The sequence below is a fragment of the Bradyrhizobium sp. USDA 327 genome, assembly GCF_041262065.1.
Classification (GTDB): domain Bacteria; phylum Pseudomonadota; class Alphaproteobacteria; order Rhizobiales; family Xanthobacteraceae; genus Bradyrhizobium; species Bradyrhizobium liaoningense.
This window is the reverse complement of sequence record NZ_JBGCCW010000001.1, coordinates 1853609-1870024: the sequence shown is the minus strand read 5'-3', so window position 1 is coordinate 1870024 and position 16416 is coordinate 1853609. Positions and strand designations below refer to the sequence as shown.

Annotated in this window: 16 protein-coding genes; 2 read left to right on the top strand and 14 right to left on the bottom strand. The window is 65.7% G+C overall.

The window, feature by feature from the left end:
- Positions 1-41: 41 nt before the first annotated feature.
- The 5 genes from ABIA42_RS08430 to ABIA42_RS08410 all read right to left on the bottom strand — a co-directional run bounded on the left by ABIA42_RS08430 (position 42) and on the right by ABIA42_RS08410 (position 5420).
- Positions 42-1052 (bottom strand): ABC transporter ATP-binding protein, encoded by a 1011-nt coding sequence (locus ABIA42_RS08430; protein ID WP_370114292.1) that lies wholly within the window; start codon positions 1050-1052, stop codon positions 42-44.
- A complete protein-coding gene (locus tag ABIA42_RS08425) occupies positions 1049-2062 on the bottom strand; it encodes an ABC transporter ATP-binding protein (protein WP_370114294.1) in 1014 nt (337 codons plus the stop codon). The genes ABIA42_RS08430 and ABIA42_RS08425 overlap by 4 nt, the downstream gene beginning before the upstream one ends.
- A 2-nt stretch (positions 2063-2064) precedes the next feature.
- Positions 2065-2952: an ABC transporter permease gene (locus ABIA42_RS08420; protein ID WP_370114296.1), complete on the bottom strand. Its 888-nt coding sequence runs from the start codon at positions 2950-2952 to the stop codon at positions 2065-2067.
- Positions 2949-3899: an ABC transporter permease gene (locus ABIA42_RS08415; RefSeq protein WP_370114298.1), complete on the bottom strand. Its 951-nt coding sequence runs from the start codon at positions 3897-3899 to the stop codon at positions 2949-2951. Before ABIA42_RS08415 ends, ABIA42_RS08420 begins: the two co-directional genes overlap by 4 nt.
- Before the next feature lie 99 nt (positions 3900-3998).
- Complete coding sequence (locus ABIA42_RS08410) at positions 3999-5420, bottom strand: amidase (protein WP_370123588.1); 1422 nt, start codon at positions 5418-5420, stop codon at positions 3999-4001.
- 124 nt (positions 5421-5544) lie between these two features.
- On the opposite strand from ABIA42_RS08410, the gene ABIA42_RS08405 reads away from it, so the two are divergent.
- Positions 5545-6432 carry a LysR family transcriptional regulator gene (locus ABIA42_RS08405; protein WP_370114300.1) on the top strand — a complete coding sequence of 296 codons (888 nt, stop codon included), beginning with the start codon at positions 5545-5547 and terminating at the stop codon, positions 6430-6432.
- 6 nt (positions 6433-6438) lie between these two features.
- Here the strand turns inward: ABIA42_RS08405 and ABIA42_RS08400 are convergent, their stop codons facing one another.
- The 7 genes from ABIA42_RS08400 to ABIA42_RS08370 all read right to left on the bottom strand — a co-directional run bounded on the left by ABIA42_RS08400 (position 6439) and on the right by ABIA42_RS08370 (position 13081).
- Positions 6439-7374, bottom strand: a complete 936-nt coding sequence (locus tag ABIA42_RS08400; RefSeq protein ID WP_370114302.1) for a carbohydrate kinase — start codon at positions 7372-7374, stop codon at positions 6439-6441.
- A 136-nt stretch (positions 7375-7510) separates the two neighbouring features.
- Positions 7511-9427, bottom strand: a complete 1917-nt coding sequence (locus ABIA42_RS08395) for a nitric oxide reductase activation protein NorD (RefSeq protein ID WP_370114304.1) — start codon at positions 9425-9427, stop codon at positions 7511-7513.
- A gap of 10 nt (positions 9428-9437) precedes the next feature.
- The gene (locus ABIA42_RS08390) at positions 9438-10247 is read right to left on the bottom strand and encodes a CbbQ/NirQ/NorQ/GpvN family protein (RefSeq protein WP_271526306.1); all 810 of its coding nucleotides are present in this window, start codon (positions 10245-10247) and stop codon (positions 9438-9440) included.
- A gap of 62 nt (positions 10248-10309) precedes the next feature.
- The gene (locus ABIA42_RS08385; RefSeq protein WP_370114306.1) at positions 10310-11656 is read right to left on the bottom strand and encodes a cbb3-type cytochrome c oxidase subunit I; all 1347 of its coding nucleotides are present in this window, start codon (positions 11654-11656) and stop codon (positions 10310-10312) included.
- 37 nt (positions 11657-11693) lie between these two features.
- Positions 11694-12146: a cytochrome c gene (locus tag ABIA42_RS08380; RefSeq protein WP_131870107.1), complete on the bottom strand. Its 453-nt coding sequence runs from the start codon at positions 12144-12146 to the stop codon at positions 11694-11696.
- A gap of 96 nt (positions 12147-12242) precedes the next feature.
- A complete protein-coding gene (locus tag ABIA42_RS08375; protein ID WP_271526309.1) occupies positions 12243-12503 on the bottom strand; it encodes a cytochrome C oxidase subunit IV family protein in 261 nt (86 codons plus the stop codon).
- A 2-nt stretch (positions 12504-12505) separates the two neighbouring features.
- The gene (locus ABIA42_RS08370) at positions 12506-13081 is read right to left on the bottom strand and encodes a cytochrome c oxidase subunit 3 family protein (RefSeq protein WP_370114309.1); all 576 of its coding nucleotides are present in this window, start codon (positions 13079-13081) and stop codon (positions 12506-12508) included.
- Between the two features lie 155 nt (positions 13082-13236).
- On the opposite strand from ABIA42_RS08370, the gene ABIA42_RS08365 reads away from it, so the two are divergent.
- Positions 13237-13407 (top strand): hypothetical protein, encoded by a 171-nt coding sequence (locus tag ABIA42_RS08365; RefSeq protein WP_370124092.1) that lies wholly within the window; start codon positions 13237-13239, stop codon positions 13405-13407.
- 113 nt (positions 13408-13520) lie between these two features.
- On the opposite strand, the gene mmsB is transcribed toward ABIA42_RS08365, so the two are convergent.
- On the bottom strand, positions 13521-14711 hold the full coding sequence (mmsB, locus tag ABIA42_RS08360; protein ID WP_370114311.1) for a multiple monosaccharide ABC transporter permease: 1191 nt from the start codon (positions 14709-14711) through the stop codon (positions 13521-13523).
- On the bottom strand, positions 14708-16285 hold the full coding sequence (mmsA, locus tag ABIA42_RS08355; protein WP_370114313.1) for a multiple monosaccharide ABC transporter ATP-binding protein: 1578 nt from the start codon (positions 16283-16285) through the stop codon (positions 14708-14710). Before mmsA ends, mmsB begins: the two co-directional genes overlap by 4 nt.
- Between the last annotated feature and the right edge of the window lie 131 nt (positions 16286-16416).

The window sequence follows — 16416 nt, the reverse complement described above, 5'->3', positions numbered from 1 at the left end:
CCTGCTCTGTTCTTAAGCCTACGCCAATCCTGCTGCGAACACTAACCTTCCATGGCCGCCTGCGGCAACGCCATCGCGGCCTCTGCCTTGTGGCAGGCGGCAAGGTGCCCCTCACCGACCTTGCGTAACTCAGGCAGAACCTCGCGGCAATGCTGGTCGGCGAGCGGACAGCGCGCGACATAGGGGCATCCGGCCGTTGCCGCCGATTGCGAGGCGATCGCCTGGCCCCCGCGCCGCCGCCGGCCACCGCCGGCGCGCACCCGCGGCACGGCCTCCAATAGAGCCCGCGTATAGGGATGGGCGCAGTGCTCGAACAGGTCCTCCGGCCGACCCTGCTCGACGATCCGGCCGAGATACATCACCGCGACCTCGTCGCAGAGATAGTCGACGACGGCGAGGTCGTGGCTGATCAGGATGTAGCTGAGGCCGAACTGTTCCTGGAGGTCCTGCATCAGATTCAGCACCTGCGCCTGCACGGAGACGTCGAGCGCGGAGACCGGCTCGTCGGCGACGATCAGCTTCGGCTGGGTGATCAGCGCACGCGCAATCGCAATGCGCTGGCGCTGGCCACCGGAGAATTCGTGCGGATATTTGTCCATGTCAGGCTCGCGCAGGCCGACCTGGCGCAGCACAGTGGCAACGCGTTCGCGGAACGTGGTGCGGTCGGCGCCTTCGAGCACAGTCAGCGGCTCGGCGACGATGCGCGCGATGGTCTGGCGCGGATCGAGCGATCCGTAGGGGTCCTGAAACACCATCTGGAAATCGCGCCGGGCGCGGCGCAGCTCGTCGGCCGAGATGCGGTTGAGATCGCGGCCGAACACCGCGACCTCCCCTGACGTCGGTCGCTCCAGCGCCATCACCAGCCGCGCGAAAGTCGACTTGCCCGATCCGGATTCGCCGACGACGCCGAGGCTCTTGCCGTCGGCGACCTGCACGCTCACGCCGTTCAGCGCACGCACCTGTCCCGGCGGCCGGAATAGACTTTCGCGCGGCAGCGCGTAACGCTGCACCAGATCCTTCACGTCGAGAAGCGGTTCTGCTGCGGCAGTCATGCGGTCAGCGCTCCGACGCGCTCTGCCATCGACACGTCCGTCCTGATGCAGCGCACGAGGTGGCCGGGGCCGACATCCACCATCGGCGGCAGCGCCGCGCGGCATTGATCGATCACGAGCGGACACCGATCGGAGAAGGTGCAGCCGGACGGCAAATCGGCGAGCTCCGGCACCGTGCCAGAGATGGTCTTCAGCCGCGTCCCCTTGCGTGCACCGAGCTTCGGGCGCGCGCGGAACAGGCCCTGCGTGTAGGGATGTCCCATGCGGCGGAACACCTCGCCGGTCGGCCCGCTCTCGACGACGGCGCCGCCATACATCACCATCATGCGCTGCACGTTCTCGGCGATGACGCCGAGATCATGCGAAATCAGGATCATCGACATGCCGCGCTCCTCCACGAGATCGGCAATGAGGTCGAGGATCTGGCCCTGGATGGTGACGTCCAGCGCGGTGGTCGGCTCGTCAGCGATCAACAGATCGGGCTCGCAGGCGAGCGCCATGGCGATCGTGATGCGCTGGCGCTGGCCGCCCGAGAACTGGTGGGGATAGGCATCGACGCGCCGTACGGGATCGGGCAGCCCGACGCGGTCGAGCAAGGCGATCGCCTCGCGCCGCGCCTGCGCCGCCGAATATTTCTTGTGACGGCGCAGCGGCTCGGCGACCTGATGGCCGATCGTGTGCATCGGGTTGAGCGCGGTCATCGGCTCCTGGAAGATCATGCTGATGCGGTTGCCGCGCAGCCGGCAATAATCGGCGTCCGAAAGCCCGACGAGCTCCTTGCCATCCAGCTTGATGCTGCCGGTGACGGCCGCACTGTCCGGCAGCAGGCCCATCAACGACAGCGCGGTGACCGACTTGCCGCAACCGGATTCGCCGACGAGCCCGAGCGTCTCGCCGCGATCGAGGGAGAAGCTGACACCGCGCACCGCCTGCGCCGGCCCGCGGCTGGTGTTGAGGCGGACGCCGAGATCGCTGACTTCGATCAGCGGCATGTTGGAGCGCTCGCCCATCACTATCGCTCCCGCGCCAGTCTGGGATCGAGCAGGTCGCGCAGCCCATCCCCGAGCAGATTGAGGCCCAGCACCGCGATCGCGATCGCCGCACCCGGATAGACGGCGAGCATCGGCGACTGGAACAGCAGCGTCTGCGCATCGTTCAGCATCCGCCCCCAGGACGGCTGCGGCGGCTGCGTGCCGAGACCGAGATAGGACAGCGCGGCTTCGGCGAGGATGGCGAGCGCAAACTGGATGGTGACCTGCACGATCAGGATCGACAGGATATTCGGCAGCACGTGCTCGATGGTGATGCGAAAGCGCCCCTTGCCCGCCGCGCGCGCGGCCAGCACGAATTCGCGCGCCCAGATCGCATTGGCCGAGCCGCGCGTCAGCCGCGTCAGTGTCGGGATCTGGAAGATACCGATCGCGATGATCGAGGTCACCATGCCAGGCCCTGCCACCGCGGCGAGCATGATCGCGGAGAGCACGGCTGGAAAGGCGAAGGTAAAGTCGGAAAAGCGCATGATGATCTCTTCCGTCCAGCCGCGCCGGGCCGAGGCGATCAGGCCGAGCGTGACGCCGAAGGTGAGACCGATGCTGACGGCGATGACGCCGACCATGATGGTGGATCGGGCACCGGCCAGCAGCAGCGAGACGATGTCGCGGCCGAAGGAATCGGTCCCGAGCCAATGCGCCGCCGAGGGCGGCCGGAGCTTCGATGCGATGTCGATTTCGTAAGGAGACCAGGGCGTCCACACCAGCGACAGCAGCGCGGAGGCCAGCACCAGCAGGCTCAGCGCAGCGCCGAGCACGAAACTGCGATGGCGCAGTGCTCGACGGAAAAACGTGCGGGCCGGCAGCGGCCGCGCTGCGAGCGGCGCATCAATGGTGACGGGCGCGCTCACAGGTCATGCACCTTGATGCGGGGATCGATGAAGGCGTAGAGCACGTCGACCACGAAATTGACGATGACGACCATGGCGGCGAGCAGCATCACGCAGTTGCGCACCACGATCAGATCGCGGTTGGCGATCGACTGGAAGATCAGCCGGCCGAGGCCCGGCAGGTAGAACACGTTCTCGATCACGATGGTGCCGGCGAGCAGATTGGCGAATTGCAGCCCCATCACCGTCATCACGGGGATCATGGCATTGCGCAGCACGTGGCTCCACAGCACCTCGCGCTTGCCAAGGCCCTTTGCGCGTGCTGTGCGGACGAAATCTTCGCGTAGCACCTCCAGCACCGCCGAGCGCGTGACGCGCGCAAGGATCGCGGCCTGCACCACCGCGAGCGAGATTGCGGGAAGCAGCAGCGACTTGATCCCTGGCCAGATGCCGTCCTCCCAGCCGGCAAAGCCGCCCGCCGAGAGCCATTGCAGGCGCACCGAGAACAACAGCACCAGCAGGATCGCGAACCAGAAGTTCGGCAGCGCGATGCCGACCTGGGTCAGCGACATCACGCCGACGTCGCCGAGCTTGTTGTGATTGGCGGCGGTGTAGATGCCGGCGGAGAGCGCCAGCGTCACGGTGATGGTCATGGCCATGATCGCGAGCGGAATGGTCAGCAGCAGCCGCTCCGCGATCAGGCTGGCGACCGGCGTACCGTAGGCATAGGAGTTGCCGAGATCGCCGACGAGCAGCCCCTTGATCCACTGCAGATAGCGGACCGCCAGCGGCTGGTCGAGCCCGAGCTTGACGGTGAGCGCGCGAACCGCATCCGCCGAGGCATCGGCGCCCATCAGCATCTGCGCGGCATTGCCGGGAAGCGCGTCGAGCACCAGGAAGATGATCAGCGATGCGCCGACCAGCGTCGCGAGCAAGGTCAACAGACGTCGGAGGACAAAGACGCTCATGCGTGCTCGGCTTCAGGGCTCACCTGCGGCACGATCAACATGTCTGGACCCCGGAGGCAAGTCCTTTGCACACACGCCCCTCGCTGCATGCCCATGTCCTTAAGCCGGCCAGCGAGACAGAAGATCGCTCGAAGCCTCGAACATTGCGCTCACGCGCAGCAATTCCGCATCGGCGCGGAAGCGGCCGACGAGCTGGATCCCGATCGGCAGGCCGTCGCCAGCAAAGCCCGAGGGCAGGCTGATCGCGGGATGGCCGGTCATGTTGAAGGGCATGGTCCAGGGGAACCAGTGCGGCCGGACGCTGTCGAAATGCCGACCATCGATCTCGATGCTGCCGAACAGATCCTGCTCGATCGGCAGCGCGGTGCGCGTGAGGGTCGGCATCGCCAGGAAGTGCCCGCGCGCAAGCAACGATTGCACGCGACGGAACAGCGCGGTGCGCGCGAACATCGCCTCCTGGTAGTCGATGCCGCTGACTTCGGTGGCGAGCGCGAGCTGCTTGAGAAAGGCCTCGCTCAGCTGGTCGCTGTGCTCGGCCGCCAGTCTCGCGAAGCGCGTGCGCCAGACGGTGTGGTTGATGGCGCGCCAGATCGGCTCGATGTCGAAACCATCGCCGGAGAACTCCTCGAGCTCGGCACCGAGCCCTGCCAGCCGGTCGAGGCTCGCTCTGAAGTTGGCGGCGACCTCAGTGGACACCGGCCGGCCCGGCGGCGTCAGGCAATACAGGATCCTCTGCCCGCGCAGATCGCCGCGTGGAGCGGCAGTGCCGATGAAGTCAGGCACGGGCACGCCGATCGACCAGGGATCGCAAGGATCTTCACCGGCCATCGCCTGCATCATCAGTGCGGTGTCGGCGACGGTGCGGGTGGTCGGCGTGACATAGGTCTGGTTGCCGAACACATCCAGCGCCTGGCTGTGCGGGATGACGCCGTTGCTCTGCTTCAAGCCCACCACGCCGTTGCAGGCGGCCGGAATTCGCGTCGAGCCGCCGCCGTCGGTCGCGATGGCAAGCGGCGCGATGCCGCTGGCAACGGCGACCGCCGCACCGCCGCTGGAGCCGCCGGAGGAGCGGCACGCACCCCACGCGTTGCGGGTGCGACCGAACAAGGGCGAATCCGTCAGGCACTTGCTTCCGAATTCTGGCGTCGAGGTCTTGCCGATCAGGATCGCGCCCTCGCTGCGCAGCCGCGCCACCGCCACGGCGTCCTCGTTCGGCACATTGTCCTTGTAGGGAACGGCGCCGAAGGTGGTCCTGACGCCCTTGGTGTTGACGATGTCCTTGACGGTGACGGGGATGCCGTGCAGCAGGCCGAGCGGTTCGCCGGCCATCACCTTGCGCTCGGCTTCGCGCGCCGCTGCAATCGCCTCATCGCCGCACAGGGTGATGAAACAGTTGAGCGCGGGCTGGAGCGCCTCGGCGCGCGCGAGAACGGCTCGGACGATCTCGACTGGCGAAATCCGCTTTCCGGCGATGAGGCCGCGCAGCTCGGTTGCGGACAAGCAACAGGGATCGCCGTTCATGGTCACATCGCGCTCCGAAGCGGGCCGCCATTGGCCCGAAGACATTGACAGCAAGAATGACAGCCTTGTTAACTCGCCGTCCAATACGATTTTTGCCGTCAGCCCGTATATTTTCGGTATGCCAATGGATCTTCGCCGGCTCCGCTATTTCGTCGCCGTCGCCGAGGCGCGCAGCGTCGGCAAGGCCGCCGAGCGGCTGCGGATGGCGCAGCCGCCGCTCTCGGTGCAGATCCGCAAGCTCGAGGCCGAAGTCGGCGCGCCCCTGTTCCGCCGCGGCACGCGCGGCATGGACCTGACCGAGCCCGGCCAGGCCCTGCTGGCGCGCGCCGGCGAGGCGCTGGCCCTGGCGGCCGACGGCGTCGAAGCCGCGCGCGCGGTCGCGGCCGGACGACGCGGGCGGATCTCGATCGGCTACATGTTCGCGCTGGCAAATGCGGTACTGCCGCGCCTGATTCCCGAGTTGCGGCGTTCCATTCCCGGCGTCGAGCTTCATTTTGCCGAGCTCAGCGCCTCGACGCGCGAGGCGCGGCTGCTCGACCGCAGCGTCACGATCGCGCTGTGCATGCCGGCGATCAACCATCCCGAAATCCAGGTGGCGCGGGTTGGCGCGCAACCTCTCATGCTGGCGATGCCGATCCGATCGCCGCTCTCCCGCCTCGGCGCGGTGCCGATGGCGAAATTGCACGGCCGGCCGCTGATCGCGCTGCCGCGGCCGGAGCAGGACCCCGCCTCCTCTGCGGTGACGGCGTTGCTGCGGCGGCATCAGGTGGTGATGCCGATCGCCAGCCGGGTGGAAACCGTGCATTCGGCGATGAGCCTGGTGCTGGCCGGCGAAGGGCTCGCGATCCTGCCCGCCTGCGCCAAGCTCGGCGCGCCGCAGGGCATCGTGTTTCGGCCGTTGCGGGACGCAACCGACTCCATCGACGTCGCCGTATGCTGGCGGCGCGACTCGCACAGCCCGCTGATCCGTACCTTCCTCAAGTGCGCCGAGAAGGTGGTCGCACCAATGTGACGCGGATTACCAACTCCAATTGATCTCATGGCTCCAGGGTGGATCGGCGCCCGGGCGGGTGCAGGTCAGGCCCGCGCAATTGGCGGCAAAGGACAGTGCGCGGCGGAGCTTGTCCGTTCCGATCTTGCTCAGTTTCTCGCGCACCAGCCAGCCCTGCTTGTGCAGGGCGAAGAGCAGCGCCGCCTGAAAACTGTCGCCGGCACCAATGGTGTCGGCAACCTCGACCTTCGGCGCGGGGACTTCGATCTGCCCTGCCCCCGCGTGCCACGCAATCACGCCGTCGTTGCCACGTGTAATGACGATGAGGCTTGTGCCCTTTGCGAGCAGCGTGCTCGCGCGCCGATGATACGGCTCGTCGCCGAAGAGATAGGCGAAATCGACGTCCGACATCTTGATGAGATCGGCGCCTCCCGCGAACTCGGCCATGCGCGCGAGATAGGCCGGCTTGTCGCTGACGAGGTTCGGGCGGCAGTTCGGATCGAAGCAGATCGTCGACGACGCCCGCGCGTCCGCGATCAGCGCCTTGGTCTCGGCCGCGCCCTGGTCGTTGACCAGCGTGGTCGAGCCGACATGAACCGCTTCGACGCTTGCGAATGGAATGGAGCCGCGCCGGTAGGTCCAGTTCCGCGTCGCGGTCTCGGCATCGTAGAACGCGTAGTGCGACTCGCCCGCGACGATGCGGACGAAGGCAAGTGTGGTCTGGCGATCGCTGCGGGTGGCGAGACTGATATCGACATTGGAGGCCGCGGCATGATCTGCGATCATACGTCCGAACAGGTCGGTCGAGATGCCGCCGACGAAGCCGGCCGGCGCGCCCAGCCGCGCCATGCCGATCGCAACGTTGAGGCAGGAGCCGCCGACCGCCGGCATCAGGGCTTCGCGTCCCTCAGTGTTTCTTGTTGGTACGAAATCGATCAGGGCATCGCCGCAGGCTACCAGCATACGCTTCAACCTCTCGCGACGTCGCGCATCGCCGCGCGGCTACCGCGAGCGACCTTGGCCTTTTGATCCATCCGGCCATTCGATCATATACCCAATTCCTGAGCAACAGTTCGCACCAGGCTATATGTTCTGAGCGTCAATGCGCCACCTGCCGGTAGATCGCCGGCAGCGCTGCCGGCAACCGCTTGATGTTGCCGACGATGGCGTAGCCACCGCGTCCGAACAGCGTCGGAAAGTAGGTTTGTGCCGCCGCGTCGATCGTCACGCCGAAGACCGCGATGCCGAGCCGGCGCGCTTCCTGCACGGATTTCCTGGTGTCTTCGGCCGCAAAGCGCCCTTCATAGTGATCGACGTCGTTCGGTTTGCCGTCGGTGAGGACGAGCAGCAGCTTCTTGCGCAGCGGCTGGCGCGCGAGCTCGGCCGCGGCGTGGCGTACCGCCGCGCCGATCCGCGTGTAATAGCCGGGCCTGAGCGCCCCGATGCGGCGCTCCACGGCCCCGCTCATTGGCTCGCCGAACGCCTTGATGGTTTCGAGTCGCACCCAGGAACGTCGACGTGAGGTGAAGGTCAGGATGCTATGGTGGTCGCCGCAAGCCGACAGCCCGTGCGCGAGCACGAGCAGCGCTTCCTTCTCGACGTCGAGCACGCGATAGCCGTCGACCCAGGCATCGGTCGACAGCGAGACATCGACCAGCAGCGTGACGGCGAGATCGTGCCCTTGCGGGCGCATCGCGACATGGATGCGGTCGAGACCACCGCCGCTCCCGGCACTGAGGTCGCACCGCGCGCGCACCAGCGCGTCAAGGTCGAGATCATGTCCGTCGCTTTGGGCGCGCATCATTTCGTGACGCGGACGCAGAACCTCGAAGCGGCGACGCACCTGGCGAATGCGTCGGCGCATCGCGTCATCCGCCGTCCAGCTCTCGCCTTCCTCGGACGCCGCAGCCTCGAGCACGCGGCAATGATCCGGCAGATAGGAGCCGCTGCGATAGTCCCATTCGGGATAGGTCAGGTCCGCATTCAGCTGCGAGGCGTCGAGGGCCTCCGGCGGCAGGTCGAGATCGAACTTGAACCGGCTCGCCGGCTTGCCACTGCGGCGGCTGAGCGTGATCTCCTCGAGATCGTTGGCTGCCTTCTGCGCATCCTCGTCCTCGCTGTCATCAGCCGGGCGGTCGACATTGACCATCTCGGCCATCGCGAGGATCTTCTCGAAGCGGTTCAGCACGAACGGATCGCGCCGATTGGCATCGTCCCCGCGCTCGCGGACGGCAAACCGCTTGCGATCGTCCTTCGCCGCGGCCGCCGCGCCCGGTGCGCATTCGTCTTCGTCCGCATGTGCGGGCGAGAGCTCGCGCGTCCAGCAATCGCCCCAGAGCGGACACGGCAGGATCGCGCGATAACCCGGCGGCGCCTTGTCCGGCAGCGAGCCCGTCCCCATCATCGCCGGCCACAGTCTACCTGCAGGCGCCTTTCCGGTTCCGAGCAGGGCCAGGACGATCTGCTCGATCTCTTGCTCGACGCGCGGCAAAGGGCGACGAGGCCGGGCCTCGGCGGTGGCCGCGGCAAGCTGCGCGTAATCGGCGACGAGCCCTGGGAATTGCGTGAGAACCCAGACCGCGGTCTCGCTCGCCCGGCGCAACATCGAAAGGTCCCGCCGCAGCGGGTCGGTTTCCGCGATCGCCTCGATCGGCGCGGCTGCGAACCACGCCGCAAGCCAACGATACAGCGTTGCGTTCAGGGCCCGGTCGGGAAAGATCGCGATGCGATCGGGCAGGAAGATGGTTGCCGAGTCGCGGCCTGGGTGCTCGAGCCGCTCGTCGCCCAAGCCGATGCGCTGCCGCCAGCCGAGACGATGGCCCGCCCTGCGCGCGCCTGCGCTCGCGATCTGAACGCCGGTCTCGCCGCCAAGCGCGCGGAACATCACAGCGAGCCGGCTCCTCACCTCTGCGAGCGTGACGGCGTGGTCGGCGTGAGTCGGGTAGCTCGAAGTGCCGCCGACCATCCGATGCCAGGCGCGACCGACCGTTTCCTCCAGTTCGAGGAAGTCAAGCATCGGACTGGCCTCACCCGATCACGGCACGGGCGACGTCGAGCAGCGCCGCCTTGACGTCGGCATCGTCCGTCAGCGGCTCGATCATGCCGGCAAGCACTGCATCGGCGATCGGCGTGCCGGCGGCGATCAGGGTCGCGCAATAGACCACGAGCCGGGTCGAGACGCCCTCCTCCAGGTCGTGTCCCCTCAGTGCGCGCAGCCGGCCAGCCAGCCCGACCAGCGGCCGCACGCGCTCCGGCGGCAGTCCGCTTTCGGCGGAGACGACGGCGATTTCCTGCTCGGACGGCAGGAAGCCGAATTCGATGGCAACGAAGCGCTGTCGCGTCGACGGCTTCAACGCCTTCAGCAGCGTCTGGTAGCCGGGATTGTAGGAGACCACGAGCATGAAGCTGTTCGGCGCCGCAAGCTCCTCGCCTGTGCGCTCCAGCGGCAGGATGCGGCGATCGTCGGTCAGGGGATGCAGCACTACGGTGACGTCCTTGCGCGCTTCCACGACCTCGTCGAGGTAGCAGATGCCGCCCTCGCGCACCGCGCGCGTCAGCGGACCGTCGGTCCATACCGTGTCGCCGCCCCGCAGCAGATAGCGACCGGTGAGATCGGCCGCGGTGAGATCGTCGTGGCAGGCGACGGTGTGGAGCGGCAATCCGAGACGCGCCGCCATATGCGCGACGAAGCGCGTCTTGCCGCAGCCGGTCGGCCCCTTCAGCAGGACCGGCAGCTGGTGCCGCCAGGCGTGCTCGAACAGCGCGCACTCGTTGCCGCTTGCGACATAGGCCGGCAGCTCGGGCGCCGAGGTCACCGTGTGAAGGGCAGCTTTCATGATGTTTCTCCGGACTTTCCAGGAAGCTGGCGGCCGCGGCGAACCGCGGCCGCCAGTTGCATTTATTCAGCCGGCTGCAACGCGCCGGGGATGACCGCCTGCTTGGCGCGACCGGGTACCAGCACCGCCCAGACGAACATCAGTGCGGAGATCGCGACGAACACGCCGGAGCCGAGCCGGACCCAGTAGAACATCGCGAGTTGGTCCTGCACGTCCATGTAGCCCTGGCCGAGCACGCGCTGGAGATGGACCTGGACCACGCCGGCGAAGGTCAGCGCGAAGGTCATCACCATCATGGCCGTGCACATGATCCAGAAGCTCGCCATGCTCAGCCACTGGTTATAGGGCGCGCGTCCCCTAATCTGCGGGATCGCATAGGCCATGACGGAAAGATTGAGCATCACATAGGCGCCGAAGAAGGCGAGATGGCCGTGCGCCGCGGTGACCTGGGTGCCGTGGGTGTAGTAGTTCACCGAGGACAGCGTGTGCAGGAAGCCCCAGACGCCGGCGCCGAGAAAGGCCATCACCGAGCAGCCGACCGACCACAATAGCGCAGCGCGGTTCGGATGCTTGCGGCCGGCCTTCCATGTCATCTGCACCGTGAAGATCACCATCGTGAAGAACGGTGCCACCTCGAGCGTGGAGAACAGCGAGCCGATCCACTGCCAGTAGCCGGGCGCGCCGATCCAGTAGAAATGATGGCCGGTGCCGAGGATGCCAGAGAACAGCGCAAGGCCGATGATGACGTAGAGCCACTTCTCCACGACCTCGCGGTCGATGCCGTTGAGCTTGATCATGAGATAGGCGAGCACCGAGGCCATGATCAGCTCCCAGACGCCTTCGACCCAGAGATGGACGACGTACCACCAGTACATCTTGTCGACTGCTAAGTTCACAGGATTGTAGAAAGCGAACAGGAAGAAGATCGCAACGCCCCACAGGCCGAACAGCAGGATGTTCGTGATCGTGGTCTTGCGGCCCTTCAGTGCCGTCATGGTGACGTTGAACAGGAACATCAGGCAGACGACGACGATGCCGACCTTGATGATGAAGGGCTGCTCGAGGAACTCGCGTCCTTCGTGATAGTGGAAGAGATAGCCGACCACGGCCACGCCTGCCGCGCCGAAGAACATCCAGAACTGGATCTTGGCCAGCAGCGGGCTGTACAGCTCGGTCTCGGTTTCCTCAGGCAACAGGAAATAGGTCGCGCCCATGAAGCCGATCAGCGACCACACGATCAGCGCGTTGGTGTGGATCATCCTGACGACGTTGAACGGCAGGAGCGTCGACAGCGTGTTGGGCAGGACGTAGATGGTTCCGGCGACGAGGCCGAACAGGACCTGCGCGAGAAACAGAGTCAGCGCGCCGTAGAAGTAGAGCATCGCGACTTTCTGGGTCTGATATTTCATCTCGGGTCTCTCTGTCTTGAAAGAGGAAACAGCGTGCTCAGCCGGCCTTGTTCGGCGGCCACTCCTGCCGCTTGATCTTGCTGGTCCATTGCAGGAAGTCGGCGAGATCGTCGAGCTCCTGGTCGGTGAGGTTGAACTGCGGCATCTGCCGCCGGCCGGGCGCGCCCGAGGGCTGCGACTGCATCCAGGCCTTCAGTGTCTCGCGCGCAGCGGCCGGGTCCTCGTTGCCGCCCCAACGATCCCAGACGTTGCCGACTTCAGGGGCAAAGTAGGCGCCCTCACCCAGCAGAGTGTGGCAGTTGATGCATGAGTTCTTCTCCCAGACATGCTTGCCGCGGGCGACCGACGACGTCAGCGTCGTGGCGTCGGTCGACGTCGTGGCCATGTAGTAATGGCTGTGTGCCGTCAGCCCTATGAAAATGGCGAAGAAGAAGGCCGAGCCGCCGTAGAAGACATTTCGAGCGGCCGACTTGGTCAGGCGTTCAGCCATTGCCAATCCTTTCCGGTTTGATTCCTGCGAAATCGCGATGGTGTGATTTATTGCCGCTCAGCCCGGCCCGTTCTTTGTCACGGCGCAATGAGCGCGTCAGATCAGGGCGACGACGGCCGAGGCGAGCCAGGCCAGCAGCAGGACGATCAGGATCCAACTCGCGACGAGGCCACGCCAGAGCGCGGGCACGGCGCGTAGATCCATGAAGTCGAGCGCGATCCGGTGGCCCTTGAGGGCGGCGAAGGCCAGCAGCAGTGCGTTGCCGAGCAGCGGCCGCGGCACCAGCGGCGGCAGCAGGATGGTCGCAAGCGCGAGGCCGATAAGCACGATCCAGCTCATGTCGATACGATCCGGCATGGTCATTTGACCAGATAGAGAATCGGGAACATGACGATCCAGACCAGATCGACCATGTGCCAGAAGGCAGTTGCCGTCTCGACGCCCGATATCCCGGCGCGGCGGCAGACCACGGCGAGGATGACGATGCCGAGGCCGACATGCAGAAGATGAAAGCCGGTCAGGAGGAAGTAGAGCGTGAAGAACGGGCTGGTCTCGAGCCCGACGCCTCGCCCGATTTCTTCCGCATACTCGGCGATCTTGATCGCGATGAAGAGGCCGCCGAGCGCCATCGCGCCGAAGATCCAGTATCGCGCCACCGGCCGTTCCCCGGCACGCGCGGCCTTCGTCGCCTTCGCCGCCGCCCAGCCGCTGGTGACCAGCACGACGGTATTGAGGCCGGCGAGATTCGAATCGAGCGCTGACTGCCCGGCCGCGAACAGCGTGGGGTGGATCGCGCGGCTGACCGAAAAAGCGCCGAGGAACAAGCCGAAGGCGACGAGCTCGCTGAAGATCAGCACCCAGATCATGGGATCGCCGGGGAGCTCTCCCAGAATTCCCCAGCCGCTTTCCTGTTGTTCGCACTCGACCGTCGACATCGTCTTTCCGGATCAGGACACCGGCCAGACTTAGCCCGGCTGCCCGGTTCCGAGTTTGTCGCCGGACAAACTGGGGAATTGCGGGGCGCTTGTTTGCGCCGACACAACGTCCGACCGGCCGGATCGCAGTACGAACCAGCTCAGAGTTCCACGGAATGGCCAATGATCACATGAGTGATGCACAGATCGGGTTGATGACCGCCACACCCATCATCATCGCCTTCGCCATCGCGCTCCGGCGAATGGGGGTATTGTCGACGGTGGCGACCGTATCGGCGGTGAGCCTCTCCGTCGCGATCGCGGCGGTGCTGTTCACGACGCAGTAACGGCTGCCGTACGGTAGGCAAAGCGAAGCGTGCCCACCACTTCTCTCGATCGGGGACAGATGGTGGGCACGGCGCGTTGCGCCTTTGCCCACCCTACTGGACCGTCAATGCGGCTACCGCCTCTGATTGTACACGTCGATGCACACGGCTCCCAGCAGAACCAGGCCCTTGATTACCTGCTGGTAATCAATGCCGATGCCGAGGATGGACATGCCGTTGTTCATCACGCCCATGATCATGGCGCCGACCACGGCGCCGCCGACGCGCCCCACGCCGCCATAGGCCGAGGCGCCGCCGATGAAGCAGGCGGCGATGACGTCGAGCTCGAAGCCGAGACCTGCCTTCGGGGTCGCGGTGTTGAGCCGCGCGGCGAAGACGAGGCCGGCGAGCGCGGCGAGCACGCCCATGTTGACGAATGTCAGGAACGTCAGCCGCTCGGTCTTGATGCCCGACAGGCTCGCCGCCTTGGCGTTGCCGCCGACCGCGTAGATCTGCCGCCCGATCACGGTGCGGCGGGTGACGAAGCCGTAGAGCGCGATCAACGCGGTCATGATCACCAGAACGTTGGGCAGGCCGCGATGCGAGGCGATCAGATAGGTGAAATAGAGCACGGCGCAGGCCAGCAGGATGCTCTTGCCGAGGAAGAACGCATAGGGCTCGACCTCGATTCCGTGCAATTGCTCGCGCGACCTCCCCTTGGCGCTGGCGTAGACGAGGCCGAGCGCCAGCACGGCGCCGATCAGCATGGATGTCGGATGCAGCGTGCCGGCTTCGGGCAGCAGTTCCGGAATGAAGCCGGAGGACAACTTCTGGAACGTCGCCGGGAACGGCCCGAGCGACTGGCCCTGCAACACCGCGAGCGCGAGGCCCTTGAACACCAGCATCCCCGCCAAGGTGACGATGAAGGACGGGATCTTGAAATAGGCCACCCAATAGCCCTGCGCAGCGCCGATGGCGGCACCGACCAGGAGGCAGGCGATGAACGCAAGCGTGTAATCGACCTTGTAGGTCACCATCAGCACCGCGGCCACGGCGCCGATGAAGCCTGCGACCGAGCCGACCGAGAGGTCGATATGGCCGGTGACGATCACCAGGAGCATGCCGAGCGCCATGATGACGATATAGCTGTTCTGCAGCACCAGGTTGGTGAGGTTGAGCGGCTGCAGCAGCGTGCCGCCGGTCACGACCTGGAAGAACAGCATGATCGCGATCAGCGACATCAGCATGCCGTAATTGCGCAAATTGTTCTTGATGAAGCTGCCGTGCCGGCGCTCCTCGGGCAGCGACACCGTCTTGTCGGTCATGGCTGCGATCCTCCCATCTCCGCGGCCTCAGGCACGCCGTTTCCATTGCTTCGTTCGTTGCGCATGATGGCGCGCATGATCTTCTCCTGCGTCGCCTCGGGGCCCTTGAATTCCCCGACGAAGGCGCCATCGTTCATGACGCAGATGCGGTCGCAGATGCCGAGCAGCTCGGGCATCTCCGAGGAGATCACCACGACGCCACGGCCGGCCTCCGCCAGCTCGTTGATGATACAGTAAATCTCGTATTTGGCACCGACGTCGATGCCCCTTGTCGGCTCGTCCAGGATCAGCACCTTCGGGTCGGTCATCAGCCATTTCGACAGCACCACCTTCTGCTGGTTGCCGCCGGAGAGCTGGCCGGTCTCCTGGTAGACGTCGGAGCAACGGATGCGCATGCGGCTGCGGTAGTCGCTGGCGACCTTCAGCTCGGCGATGTCGTCGATCACCCTCCTGGGTGCGATCTGGTCGAGGCTGGCGAGCGTGATGTTCTTGCGGACGTCGTCGGCGAGGATCAGGCCGAGTTGCTTGCGGTCCTCGGTGACATAGGCGAGGCCGGCGTCGATCGCGGCCGCGACGCTCGGCAGCACCATCTCCCTGCCTTCGAGCCGGAGAGAGCCGCTGATCGTTGTGCCCCAGGAGCGGCCGAACAGGCTCATGGCGAATTCGGTGCGGCCGGCCCCCATCAGGCCGGCGATGCCCACGACCTCGCCTCGCCTGACGCTGAAATTGACGTTCTTGATCACCTGTCGTTCGGGATGGATGGGGTGATAGACCGACCAGTTCTCGACGTCGAGCACCGGTTCGCCGATCTTCGCGCTACGCTCCGGGAAGCGGTGCGCGAGATCGCGGTTGACCATGCTGCGGATGATGCGGTCTTCCTGGATCGGCTCTGCGTGACAGTCGATGCGGTCGACGGTGCGGCCGTCACGCAGCACCGTGATGTGGTCGGCAACCTTGGCGACCTCGTTGAGCTTGTGCGAGATCAGGATCGAGCCGATGCCCTGCTCGCGGAAGGCCATCAGACGTTCGAGCAGCGCGGCGCTGTCGGCTTCGTTGAGGCTCGCCGTCGGCTCGTCCAGAATCAGCATCCGCACCCGCTTGGACAGCGCCTTTGCGATCTCGACCAGCTGCTGCTTGCCGACGCCGAGATCGGTGATCAGCGTGTCCGGCGATTCCTTGAGGCCGACCTGCGCCAGCAGTTCCCGCGTACGCCGGTAGACCTCGTCGCGGTCGATCACGCCGAACTTCGACGGCGGATGCGACAGGAAGATATTCTCCGCGATCGACATCAGCGGAATCAGCGCCAGCTCCTGATGGATGATGATGATGCCGAGCGCCTCGGAATCGTTGATGTCGCGGAAGCGACGCTCCTCGCCCTCGAAGATGATGGTGCCCTCGTAGCTGCCATGCGGATAGACCCCGCTGAGCACCTTCATCAGCGTCGACTTGCCGGCGCCGTTCTCGCCGACGAGGGCGTGGATCTGCCCGGCCTCGACCTGGAAGTTGACGTCGCGCAGCGCCTGCACACCGGCAAAGCTCTTGCTGACGTTGCGCATCTCCAGCATTGCGGTCATCGGATCATTCTCCCGAACCTTTCCACGTCGTCATGGCCGGGGCTTGTCCCGGTCATGACGAGCACGTGGACATACGCTTCGTCCCTCATAGAGAGCTGCCTCTCCCACGCTCGCGGGGAGAGGAAGAAGAA